Consider the following 26444-nt stretch of genomic DNA (forward strand, 5'->3'; position numbering starts at 1 on the left):
TTAATAGCAATAGTTTTCGGCATTGCTCTTTTAAAATTCATTGTAGATGAGAAAACTTCACCTCATATTCCAACGATTTAGTCTAAGCTTGCTTTTGTCATTTGGCTGTACATTAGCTCAGGAGCGTAGTTCAACCGCCAGCCACGAATTCGAGCTCGAAGTTCAAAGTGAATATCGCTACTTTACGGATAACGCACAGTTTGATGGCCAAAAAGATCATTTTCCATCAATCGCTGTGATTCCCGAATACAATATCGAATGGAACAAAGGCTACGAAAGTATAAACTTTACAGGTTTCTTTAGATTGGATCGCGATGACAACAGAACGCACTGGGATGTTAGGGAACTCTATTACCAAAAGGCAAAAAACAATTGGGAATTTAGTGCAGGTCTGAAAAAAATTTTCTGGGGTGTGACTGAAAGTAATCATCTGGTTGACATTATTAATCAAACCGATGCCGTAGAATCTTTTGATGGCGAAGCCAAACTCGGCCAACCGATGCTACAGTTTACGCTAACTACAGATTATGGCAATTTTGATTTCATCTATATGCCTTACCACAGAAAACGGGTTTTCCCAGGTGAACGAGGACGCCTAAGATTCCCTATCGTAATCGATGAGGATGAGATCACGTATGAAAGTGGCGCCGAAGAATGGCGGCAAGACATTGCCTTTAGATGGTCGCATTTCATTGGTGCGTTTGATATAGGTGTTTCCCATTTTTATGGAAATGGTCGTGAGCCGCTTTTTACATTTGATACCACCGGACAAATCAATGCGTTTTATCCTGTTATAAATCAAACGGGCTTAGACCTCCAAGTTACACATAATGCCTTTCTTTGGAAGTTAGAATCCATTTATCGCAGTGCTGAAGCTCAGGACTTCTTTGCCATTACTGCAGGATTGGAATATACATTTAGCAATATTAATGGTAATGGTTTGGATATTGGACTTTTAAGCGAATATCTTTATGATGACAGAGATGAGTTAGCTCTAAATGCCCTACAAAATGATATATTTTTTGGAAGTAGAATTGCATTAAATGATACCCAGGATACGGCAATTCTTATTGGCGGTATTGTAGATATGGAATCAAGCAGTAAAATCTTTAGCGTAGAAGCCTCTAGACGTATAGGCAGTAGCTGGAAAGCAGAACTGGAAGCTCGAATTTTTAGCAGTATTGATAGTCAGGAATTTATTTTATCCAACTTTAGCCAAGATAGTTTTCTAAGGTTTACAATATCCAAATTTTTCTAAACGATTTCGGCACTAAGGCCAGCCTGAAGCAATTTGGAACATCGTGGCTTTAAGTCTTCGTAGGGCCCGGTTTTAACAGTACATTTTCCTTTGTAGTGCACAATAATGGAACATTGCTCTGCCTGCTCTGGTGTATGATCACAAGCATATATCAGTGTATCAATCACATGATCAAAAGTATTGACATCGTCATTAAACAAAACAATTTCATTTTGCTTGGCGAGATCTTCCTCTAATAGCAGCTCTTCCTGCGCTTTCTCTTGAAAATTCATAACTGTTTTATGATTTAAGCTAATTTAAAAAATAATTAGTATTAAAAACGCAAAAGTGTAAAATTTAGATATGGTGATTATGTTAAAGTTTTGGTAAGCATATCGAATGGGCTGCTTGACTAAAGTCAAACAACCCATTCTCTACTAACTTACGATAATCCGAATTACGTTCTAACAAGGCCCTATGAGGTTCCAGCCACCGGAAACACGTTCATAGAGATTTCCGAAATAAGTTACACGGTCCCCAATATTGTAACTTACGCCACTCTGCCATTCTGATACACCATCACACGGACCGGAAGTCGCCACTGGATACATAAACTCTAAAGCTGTAACATCGTTGCCATTAAATTCACCATCTTCACTTGTAGAAAAACAAGCCTGCATTATGGATGTTATATCTCTACCGGTTGGTGTCCCTGGTATGTGCACAGCACCATCGGATCCAGCGCCTTCATCTCCTTGAAAACCAGGTGGACAGCTTAAACGGTCAAACCAATCCGAATGACGGAACCCAATGGAATGGCCTATTTCGTGCCCTATGACATGCTCATTGACGTTGGTAGAAAATTGCTCTATACCATAAATTTGTACAAACTTGTTAGGCTCTCCACTAGAATTTGGGAATCCAGCAACACCTCCAGTACCTCCTGGAGTATTTACGGTATTATCATATACCACCATATCCGCAGCCTGGAAATTCGTTCCAAAAGTAAGGTTGAACTGTAAACTAATATTCAAGTTATTGTAGTTATCGACAGCCCATTGTAGTGCCGTTTGTGCCTTACTTGATAGTGCTTGGCTACCACCCGTATACCCTAATATGTCAATCGTGCGGTTGCTCCCCGTTACCAAATTAAAGGTTCTATATTGCTTGGCTCCACTTTCGTGAGCAACAATTAGTTTTTTTAATTCTTTTTCGGTAAAGGTAATGTCACTACCTATATAAATACGTTCTTCAACGGTACCATCCGGTAAATGGAAATCCCCAACCGAAACTATCCCAACGTCAATATCCAGTGCTTTTATACCATCTAGTAGTTTGGAGTCTGTAATAGGAGTTCTATCCCCTATTTTGTTCGTATTAATAATAGCGTCCTCTTCGACATTTGCGACCTCGTTGTTAACCTCATCCTTCTGACAGGCCGTTATTACAAGAGCAAAAACAGATAGGGCAAAAGCCCAATACTTTATTATTCTTTTCATTTTAATGTGTAAATAATTTGTTTAATGATTTGTTTAAATCGCTTACGTAAACAAGAATGTACGGATCTAATGTAAACTTAAAGGGAATCGCTTACTGAAAATCTACAAGGAAATAATATTATTCACGTCAAATATACGAACAGAAAAGGATATAATATTACGGAAAAACCGTAATTTTTAAAATTTTTATGTTAAATTATCATAACATATTGATAATAAATCAAATAATTTATTAAATATTTAAATTATTTCTATATTTTGAATTTGGCTGCCACCCAAGAATTTCGCTGTATTTTGTCCTTGAGCATCAGCTTGTATTCTGAGCATTTTTCAACGATAATATCCAAATCTTCTTGGTAGAAACCACTTAAAAACAGTACACCATTGGCATTTAAACACTTTGCATAATTTGGGATGTCAGCTAACAATATATTTCTATTAATATTGGCAATAACCATATCATAATGCTTGCCTTGGAGAAGTCCAACATCGCCTTGGTAAACCGATATATACTCGCAATTATTACGCTCTACATTTTCTAAGCTATTGAGGTAGCACCAATTGTCAATATCGATGGCGTCCAATTGTGAAGCTCCTACCTTTTCAGCTAAAATAGCTAGAACACCCGTACCACAGCCCATATCTAAAACTGATTTGTCTTTAAAATCGTTTCTTATAATATGCTGAATCATCATGTGTGTTGTTTCATGATGGCCCGTACCAAAACTCATCTTCGGCTCTATAATTATATCGTATAGGGTATTGGGTTTTTCATGAAACGGAGCTCTAACAGTTACCAAATCATCGACAACAATCGGTTTAAAGCTTTTTTCCCACTCAGCATTCCAATTGGTTTGTTCTATTTCGCTAAATTCATAGGTAATTTTAAATTCATCCGAATTCAAAATGTAAACATCCTCAAGAACAAAGGCAGTCCAGTCGTCTTTTTGAATGTAAGCCGTCACCCCTTCCTGGTGTTCTACAAAACTTTCAAAACCAGCGGCACCCAATTCCGCAATGAGTATTTCTGTTGCCGGTTGTAATGGTTCTACTTTAAAATCGTAGCCTATGTAAATGGTATTTGACATGTAATTTGATTATCCTACAAAGTTACATGTATTTTATTCAACTAATTCTTTATAAGTTTTAATCCATCTCTAAGCTCCCCATTTATGTGTACGTCAACAAGGTATATCCCTTTAGGCTGCTTAAACGCAGCCTTAATTATTCTTGTATTGGCATAGGCTTCCGAAAAAATGGTTTGACCCAACATATTTTGAATAGAGACTGTTACAGCTGAGCAATGATGTCCAAGATCCAATGTAAACCATTCATTAACCGGGTTAGGATATAGCCTTAGGTCATTATATAAACGACGCTCTACACTAAGCGTATTTGGTTCATTAGCATCAAATACATAAGCAGATCCCGAGTTAGGCAGGGTATTCATTTCGTTTTCATCTTCGTCCTCCTGATAGGCACCAACCACTGCATAATTACCACTCAAACCTACATCAAAACCAAACAAATCTGAAGTTTCGGGATCTAAACTATGATTTAACTGTATTTGGTCCCAATGATTGGACATATCTTTTTCAAACACATAGGCAGCTCCTGCAAACGATTCCCCTTGCACACCTCTGTTGTAGGCACCAATTATCGCAAAATTGTCATTGATATCCACCGCATAACCAAATCTATCATTGATGCCCCTGTTTGATGCGACAACCTTTTGAATTTCTGAATAAACATCAGCAGAGCGCTCAAAAATATAGGCAGCACCTGCATTATCACCATTATTTATATCTTCAAAAGGCGCACCTACAATTAAATAATTAGCATCTGCATTTACCGACCACCCAAAATTATCGCCCTGAGCTCGGTCGGAAGCCACTATTTTTTGAATTTGATTCCAGGCGCCCATGGCATCGCGTTCATATATATACACTGAACCTGTTCCAGAAATTGTATTGCTTTCGGTTTCATCTTCATCTTCGCGGGAAACACCCACAAATGCATAATTTCCATTTAAAGCAACACTTCCTGTACTACCAAATCGATCTTCCTCAGCACGAGATCCAGCTGTTATTTTTTGTACGAAGTTCCACGTTCCACTGCCATCCCTTTCATAAATATAAGCCGAACCCGAATAAGCCAAGGTATTTGTTCCATTAACATTTTCATCCTCCCAGGGTGCAGCTATAATAACATAATTGCCGTCAATTGCCACACTTTCACCAAAAACATCCTCTACAGCACGATCAGGCGCCACAATTTTTTGAACAAAATTCCAGATGTCGCTACCATCTTTTTCATATATATAGGCTGCTCCTGCAGCTTCTAAGTAATTGGCGTTATTGGCATCGTAATCTTGTCCACGACTTCCTATAATCAAATAATTACCACTTATGCCCACATCATATCCTAAAACGTCATAAGCATTGCTTGCAGGATGTAAGATTTTTTGGTGTTCAATCCAATTACCGAAACCGTCATTTTTGAATACATAAGCTGATCCCTTTAGTATACTACCAACGGCGTCGCCCCTAGAGCCCACTACCATATAATCGCCATCCATAGCAACCGCATACCCAAACTCATTGCTACTAGCTCTATCGCTAGCTACTAATTTCTGGGTTTGCCCCCAAACTTGAGGCTTTATAGTTTCACTGTAAAGTATACAGATCAAAAGGAGCAGTACTTGTTTCATGATGACGCGTTTTAGATTTAAGTTTTAAATCTATCACCAACGGCAATGATGAAAGTTCTGTTTTATGTGATTCTCAAAAAACGGAACTAATTAGCGCGTTCCCTTTTAAATTGAGAAGGCGTTACTCCTGTTATTTTTTTAAACGAGGTATTAAATGCGGTTTTAGAATTAAATCCAGCCTCCAAGCCTACCGCCAGCAAGGTATAGTTAGAAAATGACTTATCTTTCAAATAGCGCTTAGCTTCTTCGACGCGTAGTCCATTGACATAATCCTTGAAGCTCATCTGTAGGTCTTGATTTATGATTTTTGATAAATGGCCTTGACTCAATTCTAAAACTTCCGCAGTTTGTTCTAAGCTCAAATTAGGGTTTAAAAACTGGCGCTCTTCCACGAGATATTGCTTGAGTTTTTCTATAATTACGCGCTTCGTTTTAACGGGTAATTTTACGTTACTATTTGTTTTTGATTGACTGCGAATATGCTTTCGTTCCTGAATAACACCATATCTATAAATACCGATATGCCCTAACCAGTACACTAAGATTGCAATACCAATCCAAAGTGGGTAGAAAGAAATCTGTCCTGGATATTTCATATACAGAAAAGTAAGAACGATCCACAGTAAAGTGAGTATGAGCAAGCCTATTAAAGTTTTTCTAAGCCATTGTAGTTGTGGTCTTACATTCTCGGCGTCATAGACCTTATTTTTTGCCCTAAACTTTGTCATCATTTTAAAACAAGCAACAAGCACCAAAACATGTAGTGTAGCAGATAGAAGCTCTGCATAAGTATCTAAATAATGTCTCAATTTTAGCAACCATTCGCCTGAGACATTTAACGCTTTTACAACTTTATAAATAGTAGCAATTGAAAAGGTTAGCAAAAACAGACTAAACAAATAATAGGCCTTTTTAGGTATCGGTTTTGTTGGAAACAGGAACTTAAACACATAAAGATATAATAGTACTGAAAGCAAATCGGCCCAGTTAACAAAGTAGTATAAAAATAAGTCTTCATACGAGGTAATATCTGCATCCTGAAGATAATACTGAAGGTTATTTAAGGAATAGACGACTATTAAGGTCGCCAGCAAGTAATTACTCGTACTCTTGTATTTTTTTGTTGTCCAAACAACGAGTCCAAATACAAAACCCTGAATAACACCAGCAAGGATAAGACTATTAAAAATGTTGAAATTCAAAAATCTATGAGATTACCAAGAAACATTCTGAAATTTACAACAAATCTAATTCCATAGCAATCTTAATGATCCCAACACTGTTTTTAGCGCCAAGTTTACTCATAATATTCATGCGATGGGTTTCTACAGTTTTAGGACTAATAAAGAGTTTTTCTGAAATCTCCTTAGTCGTTAATTCCTCAGAAATGGCAACCAAAACGTCATGCTCACGTCTAGTAAGCTTTGTCAGCACACCAGAGTTATGCGTTGTTTTTGAAGTCGGAGCAAAGAGTTTTTTTTGAATGTTTTTTTGAATATATAGTTCGCCCGACAATACGGTTTTCAGGGCTTCCAAGAGTTCTATCCTGTCGGTATTCTTTAACAAGTAGCCATGAACACCTTGTTTAAGCATTCGCTTAACAAAAGAGACATCTTCGAAATTGGTCAGCGCAATGATCTTGAGGTTAGGATAGGCTTTGATCAAGGTTTTGCTCAATTCAATGCCGTTGATATCCGGAAGGTTAATATCCAGTAATAATACATCAGGACAATCTTTTGATAGTCCCTCTAAGGTTTTCTGTGCATTGGGAAACGTCCCGATAATATCTATTTCTTTGGTATTGGAGAGCATGGTTTCCAAACCCTTTAAAACCATTTCGTGGTCATCTGTTATTGCGATTCTTGTAATCAATCTATTTGCGTTGTATCGATTTCTACAGTAAAGGAACTACCCTGTTCGTTGGACATAATATCTAATTCTCCATTAAGGAATTCTACTCTTGATCTTATATTCTTTAGGCCAATACCCTCTTGTTTTATAGCGTTTACATCAAAGCCCTTTCCATTATCCTCAACACTTATAAAAATGGCATGTCCCCTATGGCTTATTTGGACGTTAATTTCGGAGGCTTCAGCATGTTTAATGCTATTAGCCACCAATTCTTGGATGATTCTAAAGATATTAACTTCTGCTTTCTTACCCAACACGATGTCATCGCCTATAAACTGAAACTCAATTTTCGGTTTGTGAATACTATTTACGTTCTGGCAAAACATTTCGGTGGCCTCAACCAGACTAAAACTTTCTAAAGTCGGCGGAATTAGATTATGAGAAATAGCACGCACTTGCTGGCATGATTTATCAATCATTTCTACAGCTTCATCAATCACCTTATTATTCATTTCTTGTAAGGATACCAGTTTAAACTTAATGGCAGAAAGGTCACCATTAACGCCATCATGAAGCTCTTTGGCAATGCGCAGACGTTCTTTCTCCTCACCTTCTATTAAGGTCTCAAGCGTTTTAATCTGATGCTCGCGTTTTAATGTCAATATTTCCTGGTCTTTCCGCTTTTGTCGCTGCTGATAGATAAACCAAGTAAGCAAGGCGCTTAAGAGAAAAAAAATAGCGATTGCCGTCATATAATTATATTGTGTCCTTTTTTTTTGAAGGGCGTTATCACTCTGCTCCAACTGCAGTTTTTGCTGTAAAATAGCCTTGTCTTTCTTTTCGGTTTCAAACTGAAATTCCAGAGCATTGATGTTCTTAAGGTTATCCTCATTAAAAATACTATCCTTATAGGTCGTATAGGATTCATAATGTTGAAGTGCCTTTTTATAATTACCTAGGGCATTATAAAAATTATAGGATTGCAAATGAAGATCCTGATATACCTTTTTGTTAGGTACCTTATGACCAAAAGCTTGATTTAAATAGGACTCACTTTGTTTAACATCTCCCGTTAATCTATAAAGTGTACTTAATTGGGTAAGCGTTTCGGCGAGTTCCGCATCGTAATTGTAATCCTGCTGAATCTTATAAGCGTTTTGAAGAAATTCCTCTGCCTTTAAGTAATCCTTCTTGTCCATGTAAATAAGGGCGATATTCTTACTTACTTTGGCTGTTCCCCAATTATTATTGATTTGCTTATCAATAGCAAGTGTTTTTAAAAAGTAGTCCAAGGCTTTATCAGGTTTGCCTTTCTCCACATATACAGAGCCTAATCCGTTATACACATTGGCCAAATCGTTTAAATCATTGCGTTCCTCATGTATAGCTAATGCCTTTTCATAACTTTCAATAGCTTCAGGATATTTTTTAAGATTCTTATAAACAATCCCAATACTATTAAGCGTAAATCCAATGCCGGTGGAATCACCTAAAGTTTCATATAAATTCAAGGTATTAAAGTACTGCTCTAATGATTCTTGATAATTCCCTTGTAAGCTGTAAATCGCTCCTTTTTGATAAAAGCCATTAGCAATATTCAAGGTGTCCTGTACGGATTCTACGTAATTCATATAAGCCTGCATGGCCTCCAAAGCCTCCTTATAATTTCCAGAAACTCTATGCATTACGGCCTCCCTGTAATTACTGATCGCTATTCCTTTTTCATGCTTAATCGCTTTGAATAAGGATCGAGAAGAGTCAACATAAGCCTTAGCCATATCAATATCGGTACTGATATTTAGCCATGCTAGCCTCCCATAGGCCGAAGCCTTTATAGTGTCGTTGGTCGTCGTTTTAACCACTTGCCTAAGGCTATCAATAATCACTGATCGACTTTGCGAAAAACTAATTAAGGCAAAACAAAAAAAGACAAAAGTTAATTTTAGTTTCAAAACGTCCTACTTTGGCTATTAAAGTTACAGATTTAATATTTAGGATTCCAAACCGCTATTGTAATACTATTGCTTGACGAGTTTCTTAGAAATACTTCCTACAATGGTTTTTAAATATATTAAGTAGGTTCCAGCATTTAAATCGCTTAAGTCAATGTTGAACCCTTCAGGGATAACATCTAGCACAACTTTGCCATTGAGGTCAATGATCATTATATTCTCAATCCGCTGATTATTGGTTTCAAAAGTCAAAACATCTCTAACCGGTATTGGATACATCTTAAAATCCCTTAAAGGATTTTCTGTTGTTGACAAGGTAGATGGCCCTGAATACGCATGTAGGCTCCAAACTCCTTGTGTGTTGCGTACGCGAACATAAACGATATGATCACCTACAGGTAGGTCGTTAGGTACGTCTATTTCAAAATCCGAATCCAAGACTTCAGTCTCTGAGAAGGTAATCGGGGTTCCATTTCCTATACCTGGATCAATGTCAATAAAATATTCTGCCTCACTCAAAAAAGCTGTATTGGAGAGGTCTGCACTGAGGTAGAAAACAGCTTTATCATAAAGACTCCAGCTTCCATCCGCGTTATGCAATCGCACATAAAGTTTATGCACACCATCTGCCAATCCAGTGGTTGGAATATTAATATTTTGGTCAATAGCGTTACCTGAAATAGTCAATGGATTAGCATTGCTCGGTCCAGGATCCGTATCTATAAAATATTCAGCTGAAACGATACTAGCTGAGTTTTCATTGTTAGGGTTAGCATAGAATACATTCGTATCATATAGGCTCCAGCTACCATCAGCATTAAATAGGCGTACATATAATTTATGCACACCATCTAAGATTCCTGTGGTTGGTATACTGAAATTCTGATCTACGGTATTCCCTGAAACCGTTAAGGAAATACCATTACCGACTCCAGGGTCCGTATCCATAAAATACTCCCCTGAAACAATAGCGGCCGTATTTTCATTATTTGGGTTAGCGTAAAACACGTTCTTATCGTACAAACTCCAACTACCATCATCATTGATAACACGTACGTATAATTTGTGCACACCATCCATAAGCCCCGTTGTTGGTATATCAAAACTCTGATCAATGACATTTCCCGAAACAGTCAGCCCTACGCCATTACCTACACCAGGATCTGTATCTATAAAATATTCGGCAGCAGCAATATTGGCTGAGTTGTCATTATTGGGATTTATATAAAACACATTATTGGCGTATAGACTCCAGTTACCATCACTGTTTTGTACCCGTATGTATAACTTGTGCACACCATCGGATAAGCCTGTAGTCGGTACGTTTAATTCCTGATCTATGGCATTACCCGAAACTGCAATGGCCAAACCATTACCAACTCCTGGATCTGTGTCAATAAAGTATTCCGCCGAAGTGATTTGAGCTTTTAATGAAAAGCATACCACCAGAGTTATTAAAAAACTAAGACATTTCATAATAATTGTTTTAGTCCGTAATATTGGCACTGGCTTTTATATTGATATTCAAAGGTGTTCCTGCGCTGATAATATTGTTAAAAATGGTAAAGTCTGTTATATAAGGCAGCTCCGTCGGATAGCCTCTTAATTCATAAGGAAAATTACCATTAAAAACACCAAGGTCATTGCCATCAGCCCCAGCATTTTCAGCTGGTGAACCTCCTTGTACATGATAATCGTTAGTGGAGGTATTTAAACTTGCACTTGGATTGAAGCTTACAAATAAAGGATCTTGGTTATCAATATTGTTTGAACCCGAGAGTGCATCTAATGTTGAATTATAGCTATAGGTGAGATTATTTTGAAATGTCAAGGCGCTATTGGAACCTAAATTCATATTAGCCACACTTGTTCCTGTATATAGGAAAATATTATTGCTTATTTGCGTACCGCTACAGTTCGAAAATACCAATATGGACTGATTACCATCACCATTTTGCCGAGATAGAATAATATTATTGTTTAGCAACGTGGTATTATTTAAGCGGTAAAATAGCGTATACCCCCAGTAGGTACTTTGCATGGTAAAGGTATTATTGGCAATAATCCAATTTTGGGAGTTATAGTTATCAATCGAGGTTGTAGAGGTTGTGTAGAAGAAATTTCCAGAAATGATGGCATTATTGGCTCTTCCTGTATTGCTATTGCCATATACACCAATCAATCTGTTATTTGTGATGACAACATCATTATTTGTATAGGTCGTATTGTCCAGATAGATACCACTTATACGTAATCCAGAAATTTTTGAACCAGAGGCATTGGCATATCGAAATAGAATATTATTGACCACCGCAGTTTGGCCTGCATTCAACTGTGGAATATGGCCAATCCCATAAATTTTTAAGGGTTTAGTCATCTGGATATCGCCGTAATTATTCGGAGAAGGCTGAATGTAAATAATATCGTTAGGATTTGCAGCATCTACAGCATCCTGAACACTGGTGTATTCGGCTCCCGATCCTTGATTGTTATCCACAATATGAACCGCTTGGGCCTCGCTTTTGAGTGCAAATACAACTAGAAAGGTTAAAGAAAGTAAGGCTTTTTTAGTTTGGCCTTGTCTTAGAATTGTAGTGAAAGACATGATAAAAGTTTTTAATGATTAATACCATTTGCAAGGTAAAAACACTAAAAACCATATCATTAAGGGCATTCCTCGATTAATAAAAAATCAGGGAATACCCTTATAGTATGAATTTGAATTGAGATGCTGAAACAAGTTCAGCATGACAAAAGTCTTTAGAATCTAAAATGCGTTGACAATAGCAAAAAAGTCTTCTGCTTTCAAAGAGGCACCACCTATTAATCCGCCATCAACATCTGGCTTTCCAAAAATCTCTTTAGCATTATTTGGCTTTACACTACCACCATAAAGAATGGACACCGAATCCGCCACATCTTGACCATACTTTTCAGCCAAGGTCTTTCTGATAAATGCATGCATGTCCTGAGCTTGCTCTGGAGTTGCAGTTTCACCAGTTCCAATGGCCCAAACAGGCTCATAGGCTAAGACAATATGCTGAAATGCCGACGCTTCTAAATGAAATAAGGCATTCTTAATTTGACTTTCTACGACCGTTTCTTCATGACCAGCTTTACGATCAGACAACTCCTCACCAAAACAGAAAATGACACGCATGTCGTTGGCCATAGCCGCATCTATTTTTTTTGCAAGAGCCTCGTCCGTTTCATTAAAGTAGGCCCTACGCTCACTATGCCCGAGAATAACCGTTTGTATACCAATACTATTTAACATACCAGCACTTATCTCACCAGTGTAGGCACCATTTTCTGCAAAGTGCATATTCTGGGCAATCACTTCTATATCACTTTGCTTCGCCGATTGGAATGCATGCCATAAATTGGTAAACGTAGGCGCAATCATGACCTCAACATCAGAAGTCTTTTCTTGTTTTTTGAGCTCAGCGATTAATGTTTCGGTTTGAATTAAACCATTATTCATTTTCCAGTTTCCAGCGACAATATGTTTTCTCATAGTAATATGTATTGAGTTCTTAATTTAAGACTACAAAAATAAGACTTTAATAAAAAAAGAAGTGGTCTTACTGCCATGTAATTGTTAAGTCAGTTTGACTCTTGGGTCCAACCACGCATAAATAACATCAACGAGAATATTGATGGTGATGAATACGATGGCTATAACCAATACAGCTCCCATAATTACGGGTAAATCCAAAGTATTTAATGCGTTGACAATTTCTTTTCCTAAGCCATTCCATCCAAAAATGTATTCGACAAAAACTGCACCTGCCAACATAGACGCAAACCAACCCGAAATAGCAGTCACCACAGGATTTAATGCATTTTTTACAGCATGGTTTTTTATCACCTGAAATTCATTCAGCCCCTTCGCTCTTGCCGTCCTTATATAATCTTGACCCATCACTTCCAATAAGGAATTACGCATCAACTGAATCACAACTGCTAAAGGTCGAATGCCCAATACAATTGACGGAAGTATCAAGTTTTTCCATTTGATGGTCATTTTTTCACCAAAATCATCGAGCTCATAGAGGCTACCGGTCATCTCTAAATTGGTATACTTATGTAGCACAAATCCGAATACCCAAGCAAATAATATGGCACTAAAAAAAGAGGGCAAACTCATTCCTAAAGTACTCAACACCTGAATAATTTTATCTAGCCAAGTATCCTTGTATAATGCCGAGATGATTCCGAATACGATACCTAGTATTATAGCAATTATAATAGCAGACACTGCCAAAACAAAGGTATTAGGAATGGTTTCGCCTATGACTTCCGTTACTTTCTTTCCTTGTTTGGTAAAGGACTCTCGCAAGTAAGGGGATTTAACAACAACAGTAGTATTACCCACGCTAAAAAGCCTTGACGCATTATATTTATTAGTGCTCAAATGCGTATAATCTCCTACTTGATTTGAATGAAAAGAAATTGGTGACAAATCATTGAGGTAATACAAATATTGTGTCCCTAATGGTTGATCAAAACCATATTTTTTCTTGACCGCTTCAACCTGTTCTGCGGTTTGGTTTTGGCCCAACATCATCTTGGCAGGATCGCCTGGTAAAATCGTAAATAAAAAGAAAATGACGGTGACGACACCTAATAAGGTGATAAAGGCATAAAAGAGTTTATTTACAAAGTAGCTTAACAAGTGTTCAGTGTTCAGTGTTCAGTGTTCAGTGTTCAGTGTTCAGTGTTCAGTGTTCAGTGTTCAGTGTTCAGTAAAATTTTGGTCTATTTCATTTTACAACCAAACTTGCCTGGATTATTTATCATGTAATTTATTAATTTCCCTACTTCTTTACTTTTTTGCATGAAATCTTCATAAGCATCCTCTTTCATATATTTACATGCCAAAGCAAACCTTAACCAAGTTTGTGTCTCTGAATTTTCGGCATCACTATCCGTAAGTTTACTAACAAAATGTCTTGGATATAATCGCTTTCGATAAGCTTCTGATATATTAGCACAAACACTCCGAGAAGATCTCCTGATTTGATTTGTTAGAGAATATATTTCTTCCTTAGGAAATTCTTTAGTCTTATAAAAAATATCCATGGCTAAATCAAACCCTTTTTGATAAGCTAATAAATCCTCCAACTTCATTTCAAAAGAAATACTTTTTTGAATTCGACAAATTACTTTTTGCTACTGCTTACTGACTACCGTATACTGCATACTGAACACTAAAGTTCCATATCCTCAATATCGTTCCAATGGGTTTTATTAACTACAGTTCCTCTTTCTAAAAGCACAATACCCGGATTGGCACGTACAATGGTTTTAATCACCTTTTCGTCACACAGGTAAAAGTCAAAATCAAGTTTATAATCTTGTTTTACCCTTTCTTTAGCTTCATTACCCGAAGAGGTCAATCCAATAACCGTATAGCCCTTTCTAATAGCCTCATCGGTGAAAGCCCTTAGCTTTGCGACACCATCCGTTTCTGAAGTCGTAATATTATACATTGCTACAATGACCAACTTATCCTTTTCTAGAAAATAAGTGGTGAGATCTTCGTCCTCTGATTCAATTGAAAAATCCTGTATTGGCGGAATATAACCCTCATCAATCGTTTTGGTCTCTACCCCAACGTACTCTCCGTCAACGGATGGATAACTGCCATTAGTCACAAATTCTTGTGCTTCTCCATTCACATTAAAGGTCCAAGTATATTCCAAAACCGGTTTCGCCGCATCTTCCGGAATCACCATTTGCTCTTGGATATTTTTACCTATGGCATAAGCCCTAAAATCAATAGATGGCAAATGCATCAACACATGATAGCCGAACCAAAGTGACAAGATAAAACTGAATAAGGCAATGATGGTATTCAGTAATGTCTTGAATATAGGTTGTATATGCTTTAGCCCATAGACTAATATCAGTATTAGGACCAGAAGGACAACATCCTTAGTAAAACTTTCCCATGGTGTTAACTTTAAGGCATCCCCAAAACAGCCACAATCCTTGACCTTATCAAAATAAGCTGAATAAAAGGTTAAGAAGGTAAAAAACACAATCATGGCCAACAAACTATACACTGTGAATTTTGGTAGATAACCTATAAGCAAAAAGACCCCTAAAACGACTTCAAAAACCACTACAAAAACAGAAAGTAATAAAGCATAGGGTATTAAAAACTCGATATTTAAAACATCTGCCCCGAAATACTCCTGTAATTTATAGGAAAAGCCCAAAGGATCATTAAGCTTTATAAAACCTGAAATGATAAAAAGAACCCCAACAAAAATTCTACTAAACTGTACTATATATTTCATAAATCTTATGGTGACTAAGGCCCTCGAAGTCACACTTTATTTGTCTTGAGTCGCTTCGAGAATCTCGGCGACCATTTACCTATTAGTTACTACCCTTCGCCAAGGTGAATCATAGCAAAAACAGCATAATTAATCATATCTTGATAATTGGCATCAATGCCCTCACTGACAATAGTTTTTCCTGCATTGTCCTCAATTTGTTTAACCCGCAACAATTTCTGCAAGATTAAGTCCGTTAAGGAACTTACGCGCATATCCCGCCATGCTTCACCATAATCGTGATTCTTATCCAACATTAATTGCTTGGTTAAGGCTATCTTTTCATCATATAGCTGTGTTGCCTCATCAGTGCTTAAATCGGGCTGATCTACAACTCCTTTTTCCAATTGAATTAAGGCCATCAAACAATAATTGATAATTCCAATAAACTCACTGACCTCGCCTTCATCGACCTTTCTCACGGCATTTTGCTGTAAACTCCTTATACGTTGCGCCTTTATAAAAATCTGATCTGTCAATGATGGTAATCTTAAAATCCTCCAAGCACTGCCATAATCACTCATTTTATTCACAAACAGCGCTCTACATTTGGCAATAACAGCATCGTATTGTTTTGAGGTATCCTGCATCTAAATTTATTATTGAACTCGTTTATTATTTTGCGTAAATTTCGCTTAAATAGTTCAAAGTTCAAAGTTCCGTGTTCAATGTTTTACCAGACGTTTAAAATTCCGGAAATATGTTAATAACTTTGAATTTTAAATATTAAATCTTGAACCAAACCATAACTATAAATTGCAAAGGCCAATTGATTGATTTGTCCTCACCAAAAGTGATGGGTATCCTGAATGTGACACCCGATTCTTTCTACGATGGTGGACAATATAAAGATGAAACTTCCATTTTGAGCCAAGTTGAAATAATGCTCAGTGATGGATCCACGTTTATTGATGTTGGAGGCTATAGCTCTCGACCAGGTGCTGATGTTGTGAGCGAAGATGAGGAACTAAATCGTGTGGTTCCCGTGATTGAACTGATATTGAAGCACTTCCCAGAAGCCATAATTTCAACAGACACCTATAGAAGCAAGATCGCTAGACAAAGTATTGAAGCTGGCGCCTCTTTGATCAATGATATCTCTGCGGGTCACCTTGATAAGGCTATGATATCTACTGTTGGTGAATTGAATGTGCCTTACATTATGATGCATATGCGTGGCAATCCCAAAACCATGCAACAGCAAACCAATTACGAAGATTTAGTTAAAGATATCAACTTCTATTTCGCTGAGCGTATTGCTAAAGCCCATGCCGAAAAAATCAATGATATTATTATTGATCCTGGCTTTGGCTTTGCTAAAACCTTAGAGCAAAATTATGAGCTACTCCACAAAATGGAATTGCTTCAAATTGCGGACAAGCCCATTTTGGCAGGGGTCTCTCGAAAATCCATGATCTATAAAACCTTGGATACGACCGCCGAACATGCCTTAAACGGGACCACAGCCTTACACATGGTAGCCTTACAAAAGGGAGCAAAGATTTTGAGAGTACATGATGTAAAAGAAGCCGTGGAGTGTGTCACTTTGTTTAACCAACTTTCCCACAATAACTAAACCCCTATAAAACTGTCATTTCGAGTGAAATTCTTCAAATGACCTTGAAGAATTTTTTATCGAGAAGAAGGTTTTTCACTTGTAAAATTCCATTCTCGATACATTTTTTTGATATTTACAGTATTAATTATTGTATATGAAAAAAACACTCGAATTGACGAATTTTAGAGTCTTATATCATCCCATAAGCACGCTTGGCTTCATCTTGGTTTTAAACATCCTTGTTCTTGGTTGTAACAATGAGCGCGTGTTAGAGCTTCCAGAAATTGAAAATACAGACATCACTGAAGTTTTGGATGTCTCGCCAGCATACATCTTTTATGACGAGACCCAACCCGACTCTACGCTATTCAATCGAAAAAACTTGATTGGCACCACGAATTGGCTGGTTAATGTAGACAAACGCTTAACCTTGCGACAAGCCATTCCTCATATTCAATATCTACAGGAAAAGCGCAAAAAAAAATCTATGCATGAAAATGAGGATGCTAAGAATTACTTTACTTGTAATGATAAGAGCATTAAAAATTTGGGATTTGTTGAGTTTACGAAAGTGAATTATATTACTGACATAGACTCATATGATATAGACTCATATAAAAACAATAATCCTGTGGATCATGATAAAAGAACAGTTTATATTCACTTTTTCGATAGCGATGTTTTTATTGTAGATGAATATTTTGAGAATAAACCAGTAAAAAATGTGGGATACGAAATGGAACAATATTTTAACTTTGACTATTTTTCTTCATACAGAAATCAAAAGAGCATGATTAATTTGTCATTCGATAAAAGAATGAGCTTTCAAAAATATTTAAAAATAAAAGTAGGTTTATTGAATTTTATAAATGGAAAATCTGCTATTAGCGACGAAGAATTCATTTATTAACATAAATTCTTAAATTAGCAAAAAGACGCACCTTGGACGATTTACAACTTTGGGATTTTAGATTTATTGATTTTATTGATGTCTTCCTCGTTGCTATTCTCCTCTATTACATCTACAAACTGGTAAAGGGCACTGTTGCCATCAATATCTTTATCGGTATTCTCATTATCTATTTTGCATGGCGCTTAACGGACTACCTGCAGATGCAAATGCTGTACAGCATTTTTGATGGCTTTATGAAGGTGGGTATTATTGCACTTATCGTGGTCTTTCAACCTGAGATTCGAAAATTTCTGTTACTTGTAGGCTCTACCAATATTGGTGGAAAAAAAGGAATCTTTAAAAATTTCAAGTTCCTTAAAAATGATGACCAAACCACGACGGATGTAGATGCCATCATTAAGGCCTGCACTAAAATGGGGGCTACGAACACGGGAGCACTTATCGTTATAGAACGGAACAACAATCTCGATTTTTTAACAAATACTGGTGATGAGATGAATATTTTGGTCTCTCAACCTATCATAGAGAGTATTTTTTTTAAAAATAGTCCCTTACATGACGGAGCTATCATTATAGATAATAACATTGTAAAAGCTACACGGGTGATCCTCCCTGTAAATAATGAAAAAAATATCCCCGAACGTTTTGGATTAAGGCATAGAGCTGCGGTTGGTATTACAGAGAAAACAGATGCTATAGCCCTAGTTGTAAGCGAGGAAACCGGACAAATCTCCTATCTTAAAAATGGTGAATTTGTAATGTTTAAAGACACCGATGATCTGATTACAAAGATTAAAGACGACTTAATCTAAAATGAACTGCAAAAACTGTAATTACCCACTAAGCGAAGGCCAAAACTACTGTGATAATTGTGGTGCAAAAATCATAAGGCATCGTTTAACCCCAAAAATTCTAGCAAAACAGATCAATGAGCAGTTCTTATCTATAGACAATAAGTTTCTGCAAACATTTATAGCATTATTTGTAAAACCAGAGCAAGTCATTGATGGCTACATTAATGGGCTGCGAAAAAAATATATAGGCGTTATTCCCTACTATGCCATTTCGTTAACTGTATTGGGATTTCAGATGTTTTTACTTAAAAACTTTTTTCCAGATTTTTTAACGGCACAAGACGGTCTATTTGCTGACAGCTTTCAATTTGGTAGTCAAAGTAGCGAAGCCCCACCGATGGATTTTCCTGACGTTTTTAATGATTATCAGGGCGTCTTTTTTTCAATATTAATGCCATTTATGGCCGTAGGGACTTGGCTTGTCTATTTAGACAAACGAAAACACAATTACACAGAACACATAGTTATTAACTTATTTCTATCAGCCCAGACCATATATGTCAGCTTTATACTATACCTTTTACTGGCCATATTAGACGTATTGGATTATCTTACAGCTTCACTGATTATAACACTACCTCTAATCTTATATGGAGCATATGTCCTCAATAGGATATACAAATCCTTATATTTAAAGTCATTGGTGAGATATGTAGCTGCATATGCTATTTATATGATTGTATTTTTCGTAATAATGATGGTCGTTTTGGTTATTGTTCTTATCTACTTTTTTGCAACTGGAAAACTAAATCTTTAAATGAACTGCAAAAACTGTCATACCGAATTACACGAACAAGATGATTATTGTAGAAACTGTGGTGCTAAAGTCATTAGAAAACGCCTCACCTTCAAAAATCTTTTTGAACATGTCAGTGAAACATTCTTTAACTACGATAACAAACTTCTAAGAACTTTTTTACAGCTCTTTAAACAACCCGAAGATGTAATCGTGGGTTATATTAATGGGGTTAGAAAACGCTATGTCAATGTATTTAGTTATTTTGCCTTAGCCATAACGATTTCTGGGCTTCAAATCCTTATCATTCAAAAATTTCAATCAGACTTTACATTTTACGATACAAGTACTGAGATTGGGGTACAGCAGCAAGCAATTTTTGATAAGGTTAATAAATTCACCACCGAATACCAATCCTTGGTAATGATGCTGTATATTCCATTTTATGCTTTAATTGCTAAGATTGTTTTCCTGAGAACAAAAGCCTTTAACTATACGGAACTCCTTGTGGTATTTATGTATACGCAGGCTCAAATTTCTATTTGCGTTGCTTTTTTTACAGCCATAATCATTCCCTTAGATCTGATGTCTTTTGCTACCTACGGCATGTCTATAATTCCACTTCAATTCTTTTATTTCGTCTATACGCTCAAACGGATATATAAACTAAATAAGCTTCAGATGTTTCTGAGAACTATGATTTTTTTAGGACTGCTTGGTGTCTTATTTATACTTATGGTGATAGTTACCGTAATATTAATGTTTCAATCAGGGCAAATGCAAGAAATGATTGAAGCACAAAAAGCAGCTAGGGCAGCATTACTATAATTATTCGACCAAATCCGCTTTTAAAAACTGAACTTCGTACAAATTTTTATAATAGCCCTCTTTCTTTTTAAGTAAGGATTTATGTGTGCCCATTTCGACGATTTGTCCTGCATCCATAACGATAATCTTATCTGCTTGCTGAATTGTTGCTAGACGATGGGCAATGACTATAGACGTTCTTCCCTTAGTTATGGTATCTGTTGCCTCTTGGATCAACTGTTCGGAGTAGGAATCAACAGAAGATGTGGCCTCATCCAATATTAAGATACTTGGATTAGTAACATAAGCTCTTAAAAATGAAATCAGCTGACGTTGGCCCGAAGATAACATCACACCCCGTTCTTTGACGTTATACCGATAAGCCCCTGGAAGTGTTGAAATAAACTCATGAATGCCAATGGCTTTGGCCGCAGTGATGACATCTTCTTCGGTGATATATTCGTTATTGAGCGTGATGTTATTTAAAATGGTATCCGCAAACAAAAATACATCCTGAAGCACAACAGCAATTTGATTGCGCAAGGAGCTTAAAGTCATTTCCCTTATATCGGTACCATCAATTCGTATATGGCCAGAATCAATATCATAGAAACGATTCAATAAATTGATAATCGTAGATTTTCCTGCACCCGTTGCGCCAACAATAGCTACCGTCTCTCCCGCTTCTACATTAAAGGAAATCCCTTTTAAAACTTCCTCATCCTTAACATAAGAAAACCTTACATTCTCGAAACTCAATTCACCTTTAAAATGATTAGCCTCAATGGTTCCATTATCATCGATATTAGAATCCGTGTCCAGTACCTTAAACACACGGTCAGCAGCTACCATACCCATTTGTAGGGTATTAAACTTATTAGCAATTTGATATAAGGGCCTAAATAGCATTGGGATAAACATGGTGAACGAAATTAAATCACCAAGTGTGGTCCCAGGAATTTCTGATACTGCATCAAAACCACCAACTAAAATGACCATTGCCATGGTTAAGGAAGACACAAATTCAGCAACTGGAAAGAAAATAGAGTTGTACCAAACCGTTTTTAGCCAGCCCTTTTTATGACGCTCATTAATGGCCTTAAAGTTTTTGTACTCTGTGGCTTCTCGCGTAAATAACTGCAAAATCTTCATACCAGTAACACGCTCTTGCACAAAGGAATTCAGATTGGAAACCTCTGTTCGTACATCCTCAAAAGCGCGCTTCATGTATTTCTGAAATATCTTAGTGGCTATGACGATAATTGGCATTGTTGCAAAAACAATTAAACTCAACTTCAGGTTTATAAACGCCATAAAAACAGCAACTACTACCATTTTTAAAATATCACTGAATATCATAAACAGCCCTTGTCCGAATATATCCGCAATACGCTCCATATCGGTCACAGCCCTTGTAATTAACACACCCACAGAAGACTTGTCGAAATAAGTCATTTTGAATTTTAGGATGTGTTTAAAAAGCTTTACCCTTATATCCTTGACTACGGATTGCCCTAACCAACTCGCATAATAAATAAAGAGCAATTGCGACACAACTTCCAATAGCAACAAAGCCAACATAATGCCGATATAAAAGACAAATCCGCCATACTCCTTGTTTGCTATTTTTATATCAATGGCATCTTTTAAGACCCTAGGCCTTAAAGCTCCGAAAACGGCTAAACCTATGACACAAACCAAGGAAATTACAAAAACCGTTTTATAGGGCTTTATATAGTGTAATAGGCGCTTAAATAACGTAACATCGAATATTTTTTTCTTTTGCTCTTCTGCCATTTTGTGCTGAACTTGTTTCAGTATCATTTCCCGACAGATCGGGAATCTTTTCAGTTTACTTTAATAGTTTTATATGATCAGGATATATAATCTCAACCAAATATAGGCCATGTGCTGGCGCCGAGAAACCTGCTCTACTTCTATCTTTTGAGGCAATGATCTCATGCAAATCTTTTGGTTTTAGCTTTCCCAATCCAATATTCACCATCGTACCAACTATTGCCCTTACCATATTTCTTAAAAAGCGATTAGCCGTGATTGTAAAAACTAATGCATCAGCATTTTTAGTCCAAAACGCTTCTTTTATATCACAATAATACGTCTTTACATCCGTATTGCTCTTAGAAAAGCATTGAAAATCCTTATACTTAAATAAGATTTCACAAGCTTCGTTCATAGCTTTGACATCTAGTGGTAACTGAATTTGATAGGCAAAATCGTAATCAAATACGTTTTTAGATGTTGATATTTTATAGTGGTATGTTCTACTTATAGCATCAAATCTTGCATGCGCTTCAGAATTGACCCCATAAATAGAATGGATAGCGATATCCTTTGGCAAAAAGGAATTGAGCTTATAAACCAAATCCTTTGAACTCAATTCATTTTCAAAATCAAAATGGGCAAACATCTTTGAGGCATGCACTCCAGTGTCCGTTCTACCCGCTCCTACAATAGCTATCTGATACTTTAATATGGTACTTAGTGCCTTTTCTAAAACTTCCTGAACGGAAATAGCATTGGGCTGATTTTGCCAACCGTGATAGGCTTTACCATTGTATGACAACTCTAAAAAATATCTCAAAAGATTGGCTATTTTTGCTTTAAAAGAGACAAAGATACGTAGAATCGATTGTTAAAATCACAATATTATCTTAATGCAAAACATACTTCTTTTATCCGATACCCATAGTTATATGGATTATGCTATCCTTAAATATGTAAAGCAAGCCGACGAAGTATGGCATGCCGGTGATATTGGCGATTTAAAAGTAACAGATAGTATTAAGGAGCATAAGCCTTTAAAAGCGGTTTATGGTAATATTGACGATACTAAAATTAGAAGTGAGTTCCCTCTCCACAATAGGTTTTTTTGCGAGGATGTCGATGTTTGGATCACTCATATTGGTGGTTATCCACCAAAATATAACAGTCGTATACGCGATGCACTAAAGACCAATCCTCCTGACTTATTTATATGTGGACATTCTCACATTTTAAAGGTAATCCCAGACAAATCATTAGATTTATTACACATGAATCCTGGTGCTGTTGGCAAACACGGTTTTCATAAAAAGAGAACTATGCTGCGCTTTAAGATTGACGGGAAACACATAAAGGATTTGGAAATTATTGAATTTGATAGGCGATAAAAAATGAAAAACCCAGACGGCAGCGTCCGGGTTTTTCGCACTAATACTACTAAGATTTTAGGTTCATCGTAACCGATCTACAGATTTTACGAGATCTTCATCCTTCTTAATAGCCTTGTTGGCCAAGACTAAACACACAATAGAAAAAATAGGAAGAAGCATCCCAATACCTTTCTCAGAAACCTCTGTTTCTCCAGATAAATTTAGAGATTGATACACAAAGAATCCTAGTAAAATAAAGTTTAATATGATATTAAGTCGTCCCATAACAAATTGGGACTTTCTATTTTTAAAACTAAAAATTGAAATCAAAGATAACAAAGCGGAGCCCAAAAACAGTCCTAAATAGGTATAATTATCTAGAGCAAAAACATCAACCCCTTCAGTATTTGTCCATAAATGAAACACAAATATGAGACCTGCGGAAATTCCTAATGCTAGAAATAAATAAAGTGTCTGTATGCGTTGAATCATATCTTTGATTAAAATCGTATGCAAAATTAGTAGTTTATTTTATAAAAAGATAGAAATTGTTTTAAAATAAAGTTGTATAATTGCAATAAGAAAGAAGCATTCTGCTGAATTGCATCAATCTATCTTCCAGATTAATTTCACTTTTTTTCTTTTTATTTCATTTAGAAAATCTTGAATTAATAATATCAAATTGTAATACATTATACAACATACGAATGTTTGAAATTTCACAGTTAAAAGCTAAGAAGCTACCTGAATTACAGGATATCGCCAAACAATTAAGCGTGCCTAAATACCGTAGTTTAAAAAAATTAGATTTAGTTTATCAAATCTTAGATTATCAGGCTGCAAATCCTCAAGCTTTAAAGACTAAAGTTGAAACAGAGGCTAAAGCTAAAGCTGAATCCACACAGAGCAAGCCTCAACAAAAACGAGCCAGAGTTCAAAGAGCTCCTCGAGATAATAAAGATCAAAAATCGTTAAACTTTACGGAAAAGAAAGAAGAGTCCAACGCTAAAGAGCAAAAGTCTAATAATGAAAGACCACATCAGAAACGTCAAGATGCTACAAACGCCTCTAATGATAAAACGGATGACAATCGGCGCTCTAACACACAAAATAACGACAATAGACAAAATCGAGCTAAAGACAATACCAATCGTAACAATAGCAATAATAACAATAATAACAACCAAAAAAATAATGGCAATAAAGACAACAGGAATCGTTACCGCGAGCCCGATTTTGAGTTTGATGCCATTATAGAAAGCGAAGGTGTTTTAGATATTATGCAGGACGGGTATGGTTTTTTAAGATCCTCTGATTATAATTACTTGACTTCGCCAGATGATATTTATGTATCACAGTCGCAGATTAGACTCTTTGGACTTAAGAAAGGTGATACCGTTCTTGGTCATGTAAGACCACCAAAAGAAGGCGAAAAGTACTTCCCCTTAATCAAAGTGAGTAAAATTAATGGTCAAGACCCAAATGTGGTTCGAGACCGTGTGGCTTTTGAGCATTTAACGCCACTTTTTCCAAAAGAAAAATTCAATATCGCCGAAAGACAAAGTACGATTTCTACTCGAATTATGGATTTGTTTTCACCTATAGGTAAAGGGCAGCGCGGTATGATTGTTTCGCAACCAAAAACTGGTAAAACCATGTTGCTCAAAGATGTGGCCAATGCTATTGCGGCTAATCATCCCGAGGTATACCAAATGATATTATTGATTGATGAACGACCAGAGGAAGTTACCGATATGCAACGTAATGTAAGAGGTGAAGTTATCGCTTCTACCTTCGATAAGGAAGCTCACGAACATGTAAAAATTGCAGATATTGTTCTTGAAAAGGCCAAGCGTTTAGTAGAATGTGGCCATGACGTTGTTATTCTCCTAGATTCTATTACACGTCTTGCTAGAGCCTATAATACGGTACAACCTGCCTCAGGAAAAATATTAAGTGGTGGTGTAGATGCCAATGCACTACATAGACCAAAACGATTCTTTGGAGCTGCCCGTAACATTGAAAATGGTGGATCCTTAACAATTATTGCAACCGCATTAACGGAAACAGGGTCTAAAATGGATGAAGTTATCTTTGAAGAATTCAAGGGAACAGGAAATATGGAGTTACAATTAGATCGTAAGATTTCTAACCGCCGCATCTTCCCAGCAATTGACCTAACATCCTCCAGTACGAGACGTGATGATTTATTATTGGATGACAATACGATTCAAAGAATGTGGGTAATGCGTAAGTATTTAGCCGATATGAATCCTGTGGAAGCGATGGAATTTATAAATGACCGCTTCAAGCAAACTAGGAATAATGAGGAGTTTCTTATTTCTATGAACGGATAGAATTTTAATTCTTTTACTATATAAAAAATAAACCTCTTTGAAGTTTTCAAAGAGGTTTATTTTTGTAATTGCTTAACATCCATTTAAGGATTGCCATTAGCGCAAAAACCCGATCCGTCTGGATACCATCCTAGGCACAAACACAGTGTTCCGTCTAATGAAATGGCATACTTGCATTGTGGGTTGCTATTGCCCCCAGAAATGTTCTTCATAGCTGATTTTGAAAGTTTTTGACTTCCCTCAATAGATAACAGTTTTTTTAACATAACTTATAAAGTATTGATTACTAATTATTTACAATAATAATCATTCATTTTGGAAGAGTTTACTGTAATTTACGGAATGAAACATACTTTAAAGTATTAGCTTTCAGTTATTTAGTTTATATAAGAAAATACTTACAGAGTGTAATTTGACCAAAAAAAACTCCCCAATCTTTGGAGAGCTTTTAAACTTTTTATTTAAGATTCT

26 protein-coding genes are annotated in these 26444 nt (G+C 36.4%); 8 read left to right on the forward strand and 18 right to left on the reverse strand.

Going from position 1 to position 26444, the window contains the following annotated elements:
* Nucleotides 1-46: 46 nt before the first annotated feature.
* Complete coding sequence (locus tag ACO052_RS20150; RefSeq protein ID WP_422105609.1) at nt 47-1258, forward strand: hypothetical protein; 1212 nt, start codon at nt 47-49, stop codon at nt 1256-1258.
* Here the strand turns inward: ACO052_RS20150 and ACO052_RS20155 are convergent.
* The 14 genes from ACO052_RS20155 to ACO052_RS20220 all read right to left on the reverse strand — a co-directional run bounded on the left by ACO052_RS20155 (nt 1255) and on the right by ACO052_RS20220 (nt 16186).
* On the reverse strand, nt 1255-1530 hold the full coding sequence (locus ACO052_RS20155; protein WP_422105610.1) for an ATP-dependent Clp protease adaptor ClpS: 276 nt from the start codon (nt 1528-1530) through the stop codon (nt 1255-1257). The two genes, ACO052_RS20150 and ACO052_RS20155, sit on opposite strands and share 4 nt — an antisense overlap.
* 171 nt (nt 1531-1701) lie before the next feature.
* Nucleotides 1702-2736 carry a M57 family metalloprotease gene (locus ACO052_RS20160; RefSeq protein WP_422105611.1) on the reverse strand — a complete coding sequence of 345 codons (1035 nt, stop codon included), beginning with the start codon at nt 2734-2736 and terminating at the stop codon, nt 1702-1704.
* Between the two features lie 251 nt (nt 2737-2987).
* Complete coding sequence (gene prmA / locus ACO052_RS20165; RefSeq protein WP_422105612.1) at nt 2988-3824, reverse strand: 50S ribosomal protein L11 methyltransferase; 837 nt, start codon at nt 3822-3824, stop codon at nt 2988-2990.
* 41 nt (nt 3825-3865) lie between these two features.
* Nucleotides 3866-5446: a T9SS type A sorting domain-containing protein gene (locus ACO052_RS20170; RefSeq protein ID WP_422105613.1), complete on the reverse strand. Its 1581-nt coding sequence runs from the start codon at nt 5444-5446 to the stop codon at nt 3866-3868.
* Between the two features lie 86 nt (nt 5447-5532).
* A complete protein-coding gene (locus ACO052_RS20175) occupies nt 5533-6648 on the reverse strand; it encodes a helix-turn-helix domain-containing protein (protein WP_422105615.1) in 1116 nt (371 codons plus the stop codon).
* Between the two features lie 34 nt (nt 6649-6682).
* A complete protein-coding gene (locus ACO052_RS20180) occupies nt 6683-7318 on the reverse strand; it encodes a response regulator (RefSeq protein ID WP_422105616.1) in 636 nt (211 codons plus the stop codon).
* A complete protein-coding gene (locus tag ACO052_RS20185; RefSeq protein ID WP_422105617.1) occupies nt 7315-9249 on the reverse strand; it encodes a tetratricopeptide repeat protein in 1935 nt (644 codons plus the stop codon). The genes ACO052_RS20180 and ACO052_RS20185 overlap by 4 nt, the downstream gene beginning before the upstream one ends.
* Nucleotides 9250-9315: 66 nt before the next feature.
* Nucleotides 9316-10725 carry a T9SS type A sorting domain-containing protein gene (locus ACO052_RS20190; RefSeq protein WP_422105618.1) on the reverse strand — a complete coding sequence of 470 codons (1410 nt, stop codon included), beginning with the start codon at nt 10723-10725 and terminating at the stop codon, nt 9316-9318.
* 10 nt (nt 10726-10735) lie between these two features.
* Nucleotides 10736-11854 (reverse strand): hypothetical protein, encoded by a 1119-nt coding sequence (locus ACO052_RS20195; protein WP_422105619.1) that lies wholly within the window; start codon nt 11852-11854, stop codon nt 10736-10738.
* Between the two features lie 162 nt (nt 11855-12016).
* Nucleotides 12017-12766: a triose-phosphate isomerase gene (gene tpiA, locus ACO052_RS20200; protein ID WP_422105620.1), complete on the reverse strand. Its 750-nt coding sequence runs from the start codon at nt 12764-12766 to the stop codon at nt 12017-12019.
* Between the two features lie 84 nt (nt 12767-12850).
* Nucleotides 12851-13927 (reverse strand): ABC transporter permease, encoded by a 1077-nt coding sequence (locus ACO052_RS20205; RefSeq protein WP_422105621.1) that lies wholly within the window; start codon nt 13925-13927, stop codon nt 12851-12853.
* A gap of 83 nt (nt 13928-14010) precedes the next feature.
* Nucleotides 14011-14382 (reverse strand): four helix bundle protein, encoded by a 372-nt coding sequence (locus tag ACO052_RS20210; RefSeq protein ID WP_422105622.1) that lies wholly within the window; start codon nt 14380-14382, stop codon nt 14011-14013.
* Between the two features lie 80 nt (nt 14383-14462).
* Nucleotides 14463-15557 (reverse strand): BT_3928 family protein, encoded by a 1095-nt coding sequence (locus ACO052_RS20215; protein WP_422105623.1) that lies wholly within the window; start codon nt 15555-15557, stop codon nt 14463-14465.
* 89 nt (nt 15558-15646) lie between these two features.
* Nucleotides 15647-16186 (reverse strand): DUF1599 domain-containing protein, encoded by a 540-nt coding sequence (locus ACO052_RS20220; protein ID WP_422105624.1) that lies wholly within the window; start codon nt 16184-16186, stop codon nt 15647-15649.
* Between the two features lie 155 nt (nt 16187-16341).
* Here ACO052_RS20220 and folP point away from each other — a divergent pair, with 155 nt between their 5' ends.
* The 5 genes from folP to ACO052_RS20245 all read left to right on the forward strand — a co-directional run bounded on the left by folP (nt 16342) and on the right by ACO052_RS20245 (nt 20485).
* On the forward strand, nt 16342-17172 hold the full coding sequence (gene folP, locus ACO052_RS20225; RefSeq protein WP_422108086.1) for a dihydropteroate synthase: 831 nt from the start codon (nt 16342-16344) through the stop codon (nt 17170-17172).
* A gap of 136 nt (nt 17173-17308) precedes the next feature.
* The gene (locus ACO052_RS20230; protein WP_422105625.1) at nt 17309-18064 is read left to right on the forward strand and encodes a hypothetical protein; all 756 of its coding nucleotides are present in this window, start codon (nt 17309-17311) and stop codon (nt 18062-18064) included.
* Nucleotides 18065-18096: 32 nt separating this feature from the next.
* Nucleotides 18097-18879, forward strand: a complete 783-nt coding sequence (gene cdaA / locus ACO052_RS20235) for a diadenylate cyclase CdaA (protein WP_422105626.1) — start codon at nt 18097-18099, stop codon at nt 18877-18879.
* A gap of 1 nt (nt 18880) precedes the next feature.
* Nucleotides 18881-19678, forward strand: a complete 798-nt coding sequence (locus ACO052_RS20240) for a DUF3667 domain-containing protein (RefSeq protein WP_422105627.1) — start codon at nt 18881-18883, stop codon at nt 19676-19678.
* Entirely contained in the window at nt 19679-20485 is an 807-nt protein-coding gene (locus ACO052_RS20245; RefSeq protein ID WP_422105628.1) for a DUF3667 domain-containing protein, read from the forward strand.
* Here the strand turns inward: ACO052_RS20245 and ACO052_RS20250 are convergent, their stop codons facing one another.
* Both ACO052_RS20250 and truA read right to left on the reverse strand, forming a co-directional pair.
* On the reverse strand, nt 20486-22261 hold the full coding sequence (locus ACO052_RS20250; protein WP_422108087.1) for an ABC transporter ATP-binding protein: 1776 nt from the start codon (nt 22259-22261) through the stop codon (nt 20486-20488).
* 55 nt (nt 22262-22316) lie between these two features.
* On the reverse strand, nt 22317-23066 hold the full coding sequence (gene truA, locus ACO052_RS20255) for a tRNA pseudouridine(38-40) synthase TruA (RefSeq protein WP_422105630.1): 750 nt from the start codon (nt 23064-23066) through the stop codon (nt 22317-22319).
* Nucleotides 23067-23139: 73 nt separating this feature from the next.
* On the opposite strand from truA, the gene ACO052_RS20260 reads away from it, so the two are divergent.
* Entirely contained in the window at nt 23140-23634 is a 495-nt protein-coding gene (locus ACO052_RS20260) for a metallophosphoesterase family protein (protein ID WP_422105631.1), read from the forward strand.
* Nucleotides 23635-23697: 63 nt separating this feature from the next.
* On the opposite strand, the gene ACO052_RS20265 is transcribed toward ACO052_RS20260, so the two are convergent.
* Nucleotides 23698-24108: a DUF4293 domain-containing protein gene (locus ACO052_RS20265; RefSeq protein WP_422108088.1), complete on the reverse strand. Its 411-nt coding sequence runs from the start codon at nt 24106-24108 to the stop codon at nt 23698-23700.
* A gap of 215 nt (nt 24109-24323) precedes the next feature.
* On the opposite strand from ACO052_RS20265, the gene rho reads away from it, so the two are divergent.
* Nucleotides 24324-25973, forward strand: a complete 1650-nt coding sequence (gene rho, locus ACO052_RS20270) for a transcription termination factor Rho (protein ID WP_422105632.1) — start codon at nt 24324-24326, stop codon at nt 25971-25973.
* Between the two features lie 83 nt (nt 25974-26056).
* Here the strand turns inward: rho and ACO052_RS20275 are convergent, their stop codons facing one another.
* The gene (locus tag ACO052_RS20275) at nt 26057-26239 is read right to left on the reverse strand and encodes a hypothetical protein (RefSeq protein WP_422105633.1); all 183 of its coding nucleotides are present in this window, start codon (nt 26237-26239) and stop codon (nt 26057-26059) included.
* Between the last annotated feature and the right edge of the window lie 205 nt (nt 26240-26444).

Origin of the sequence: Winogradskyella sp., assembly GCF_965228925.1 — a bacterium.
GTDB lineage: Bacteria > Bacteroidota > Bacteroidia > Flavobacteriales > Flavobacteriaceae > Winogradskyella.

Coding starts and splice junctions, on each gene's coding strand:
- ACO052_RS20215 (WP_422105623.1), bottom strand. CDS start 15,557: ATGAAATATATAGTACAGTTTAGTAGAATTTTTGTTGGGGTTCTTTTT.
- ACO052_RS20195 (WP_422105619.1), bottom strand. CDS start 11,854: ATGTCTTTCACTACAATTCTAAGACAAGGCCAAACTAAAAAAGCCTTA.
- ACO052_RS20245 (WP_422105628.1), top strand. CDS start 19,679: ATGAACTGCAAAAACTGTCATACCGAATTACACGAACAAGATGATTAT.
- ACO052_RS20230 (WP_422105625.1), top strand. CDS start 17,309: ATGAAAAAAACACTCGAATTGACGAATTTTAGAGTCTTATATCATCCC.
- ACO052_RS20220 (WP_422105624.1), bottom strand. CDS start 16,186: ATGCAGGATACCTCAAAACAATACGATGCTGTTATTGCCAAATGTAGA.
- prmA (WP_422105612.1), bottom strand. CDS start 3,824: ATGTCAAATACCATTTACATAGGCTACGATTTTAAAGTAGAACCATTA.
- ACO052_RS20150 (WP_422105609.1), top strand. CDS start 47: ATGAGAAAACTTCACCTCATATTCCAACGATTTAGTCTAAGCTTGCTT.
- ACO052_RS20190 (WP_422105618.1), bottom strand. CDS start 10,725: ATGAAATGTCTTAGTTTTTTAATAACTCTGGTGGTATGCTTTTCATTA.
- ACO052_RS20240 (WP_422105627.1), top strand. CDS start 18,881: ATGAACTGCAAAAACTGTAATTACCCACTAAGCGAAGGCCAAAACTAC.
- ACO052_RS20155 (WP_422105610.1), bottom strand. CDS start 1,530: ATGAATTTTCAAGAGAAAGCGCAGGAAGAGCTGCTATTAGAGGAAGAT.
- ACO052_RS20210 (WP_422105622.1), bottom strand. CDS start 14,382: ATGAAGTTGGAGGATTTATTAGCTTATCAAAAAGGGTTTGATTTAGCC.
- ACO052_RS20170 (WP_422105613.1), bottom strand. CDS start 5,446: ATGAAACAAGTACTGCTCCTTTTGATCTGTATACTTTACAGTGAAACT.
- ACO052_RS20265 (WP_422108088.1), bottom strand. CDS start 24,108: ATGATTCAACGCATACAGACACTTTATTTATTTCTAGCATTAGGAATT.
- ACO052_RS20250 (WP_422108087.1), bottom strand. CDS start 22,261: ATGGCAGAAGAGCAAAAGAAAAAAATATTCGATGTTACGTTATTTAAG.
- ACO052_RS20275 (WP_422105633.1), bottom strand. CDS start 26,239: ATGTTAAAAAAACTGTTATCTATTGAGGGAAGTCAAAAACTTTCAAAA.
- tpiA (WP_422105620.1), bottom strand. CDS start 12,766: ATGAGAAAACATATTGTCGCTGGAAACTGGAAAATGAATAATGGTTTA.
- rho (WP_422105632.1), top strand. CDS start 24,324: ATGTTTGAAATTTCACAGTTAAAAGCTAAGAAGCTACCTGAATTACAG.
- ACO052_RS20260 (WP_422105631.1), top strand. CDS start 23,140: ATGCAAAACATACTTCTTTTATCCGATACCCATAGTTATATGGATTAT.
- ACO052_RS20160 (WP_422105611.1), bottom strand. CDS start 2,736: ATGAAAAGAATAATAAAGTATTGGGCTTTTGCCCTATCTGTTTTTGCT.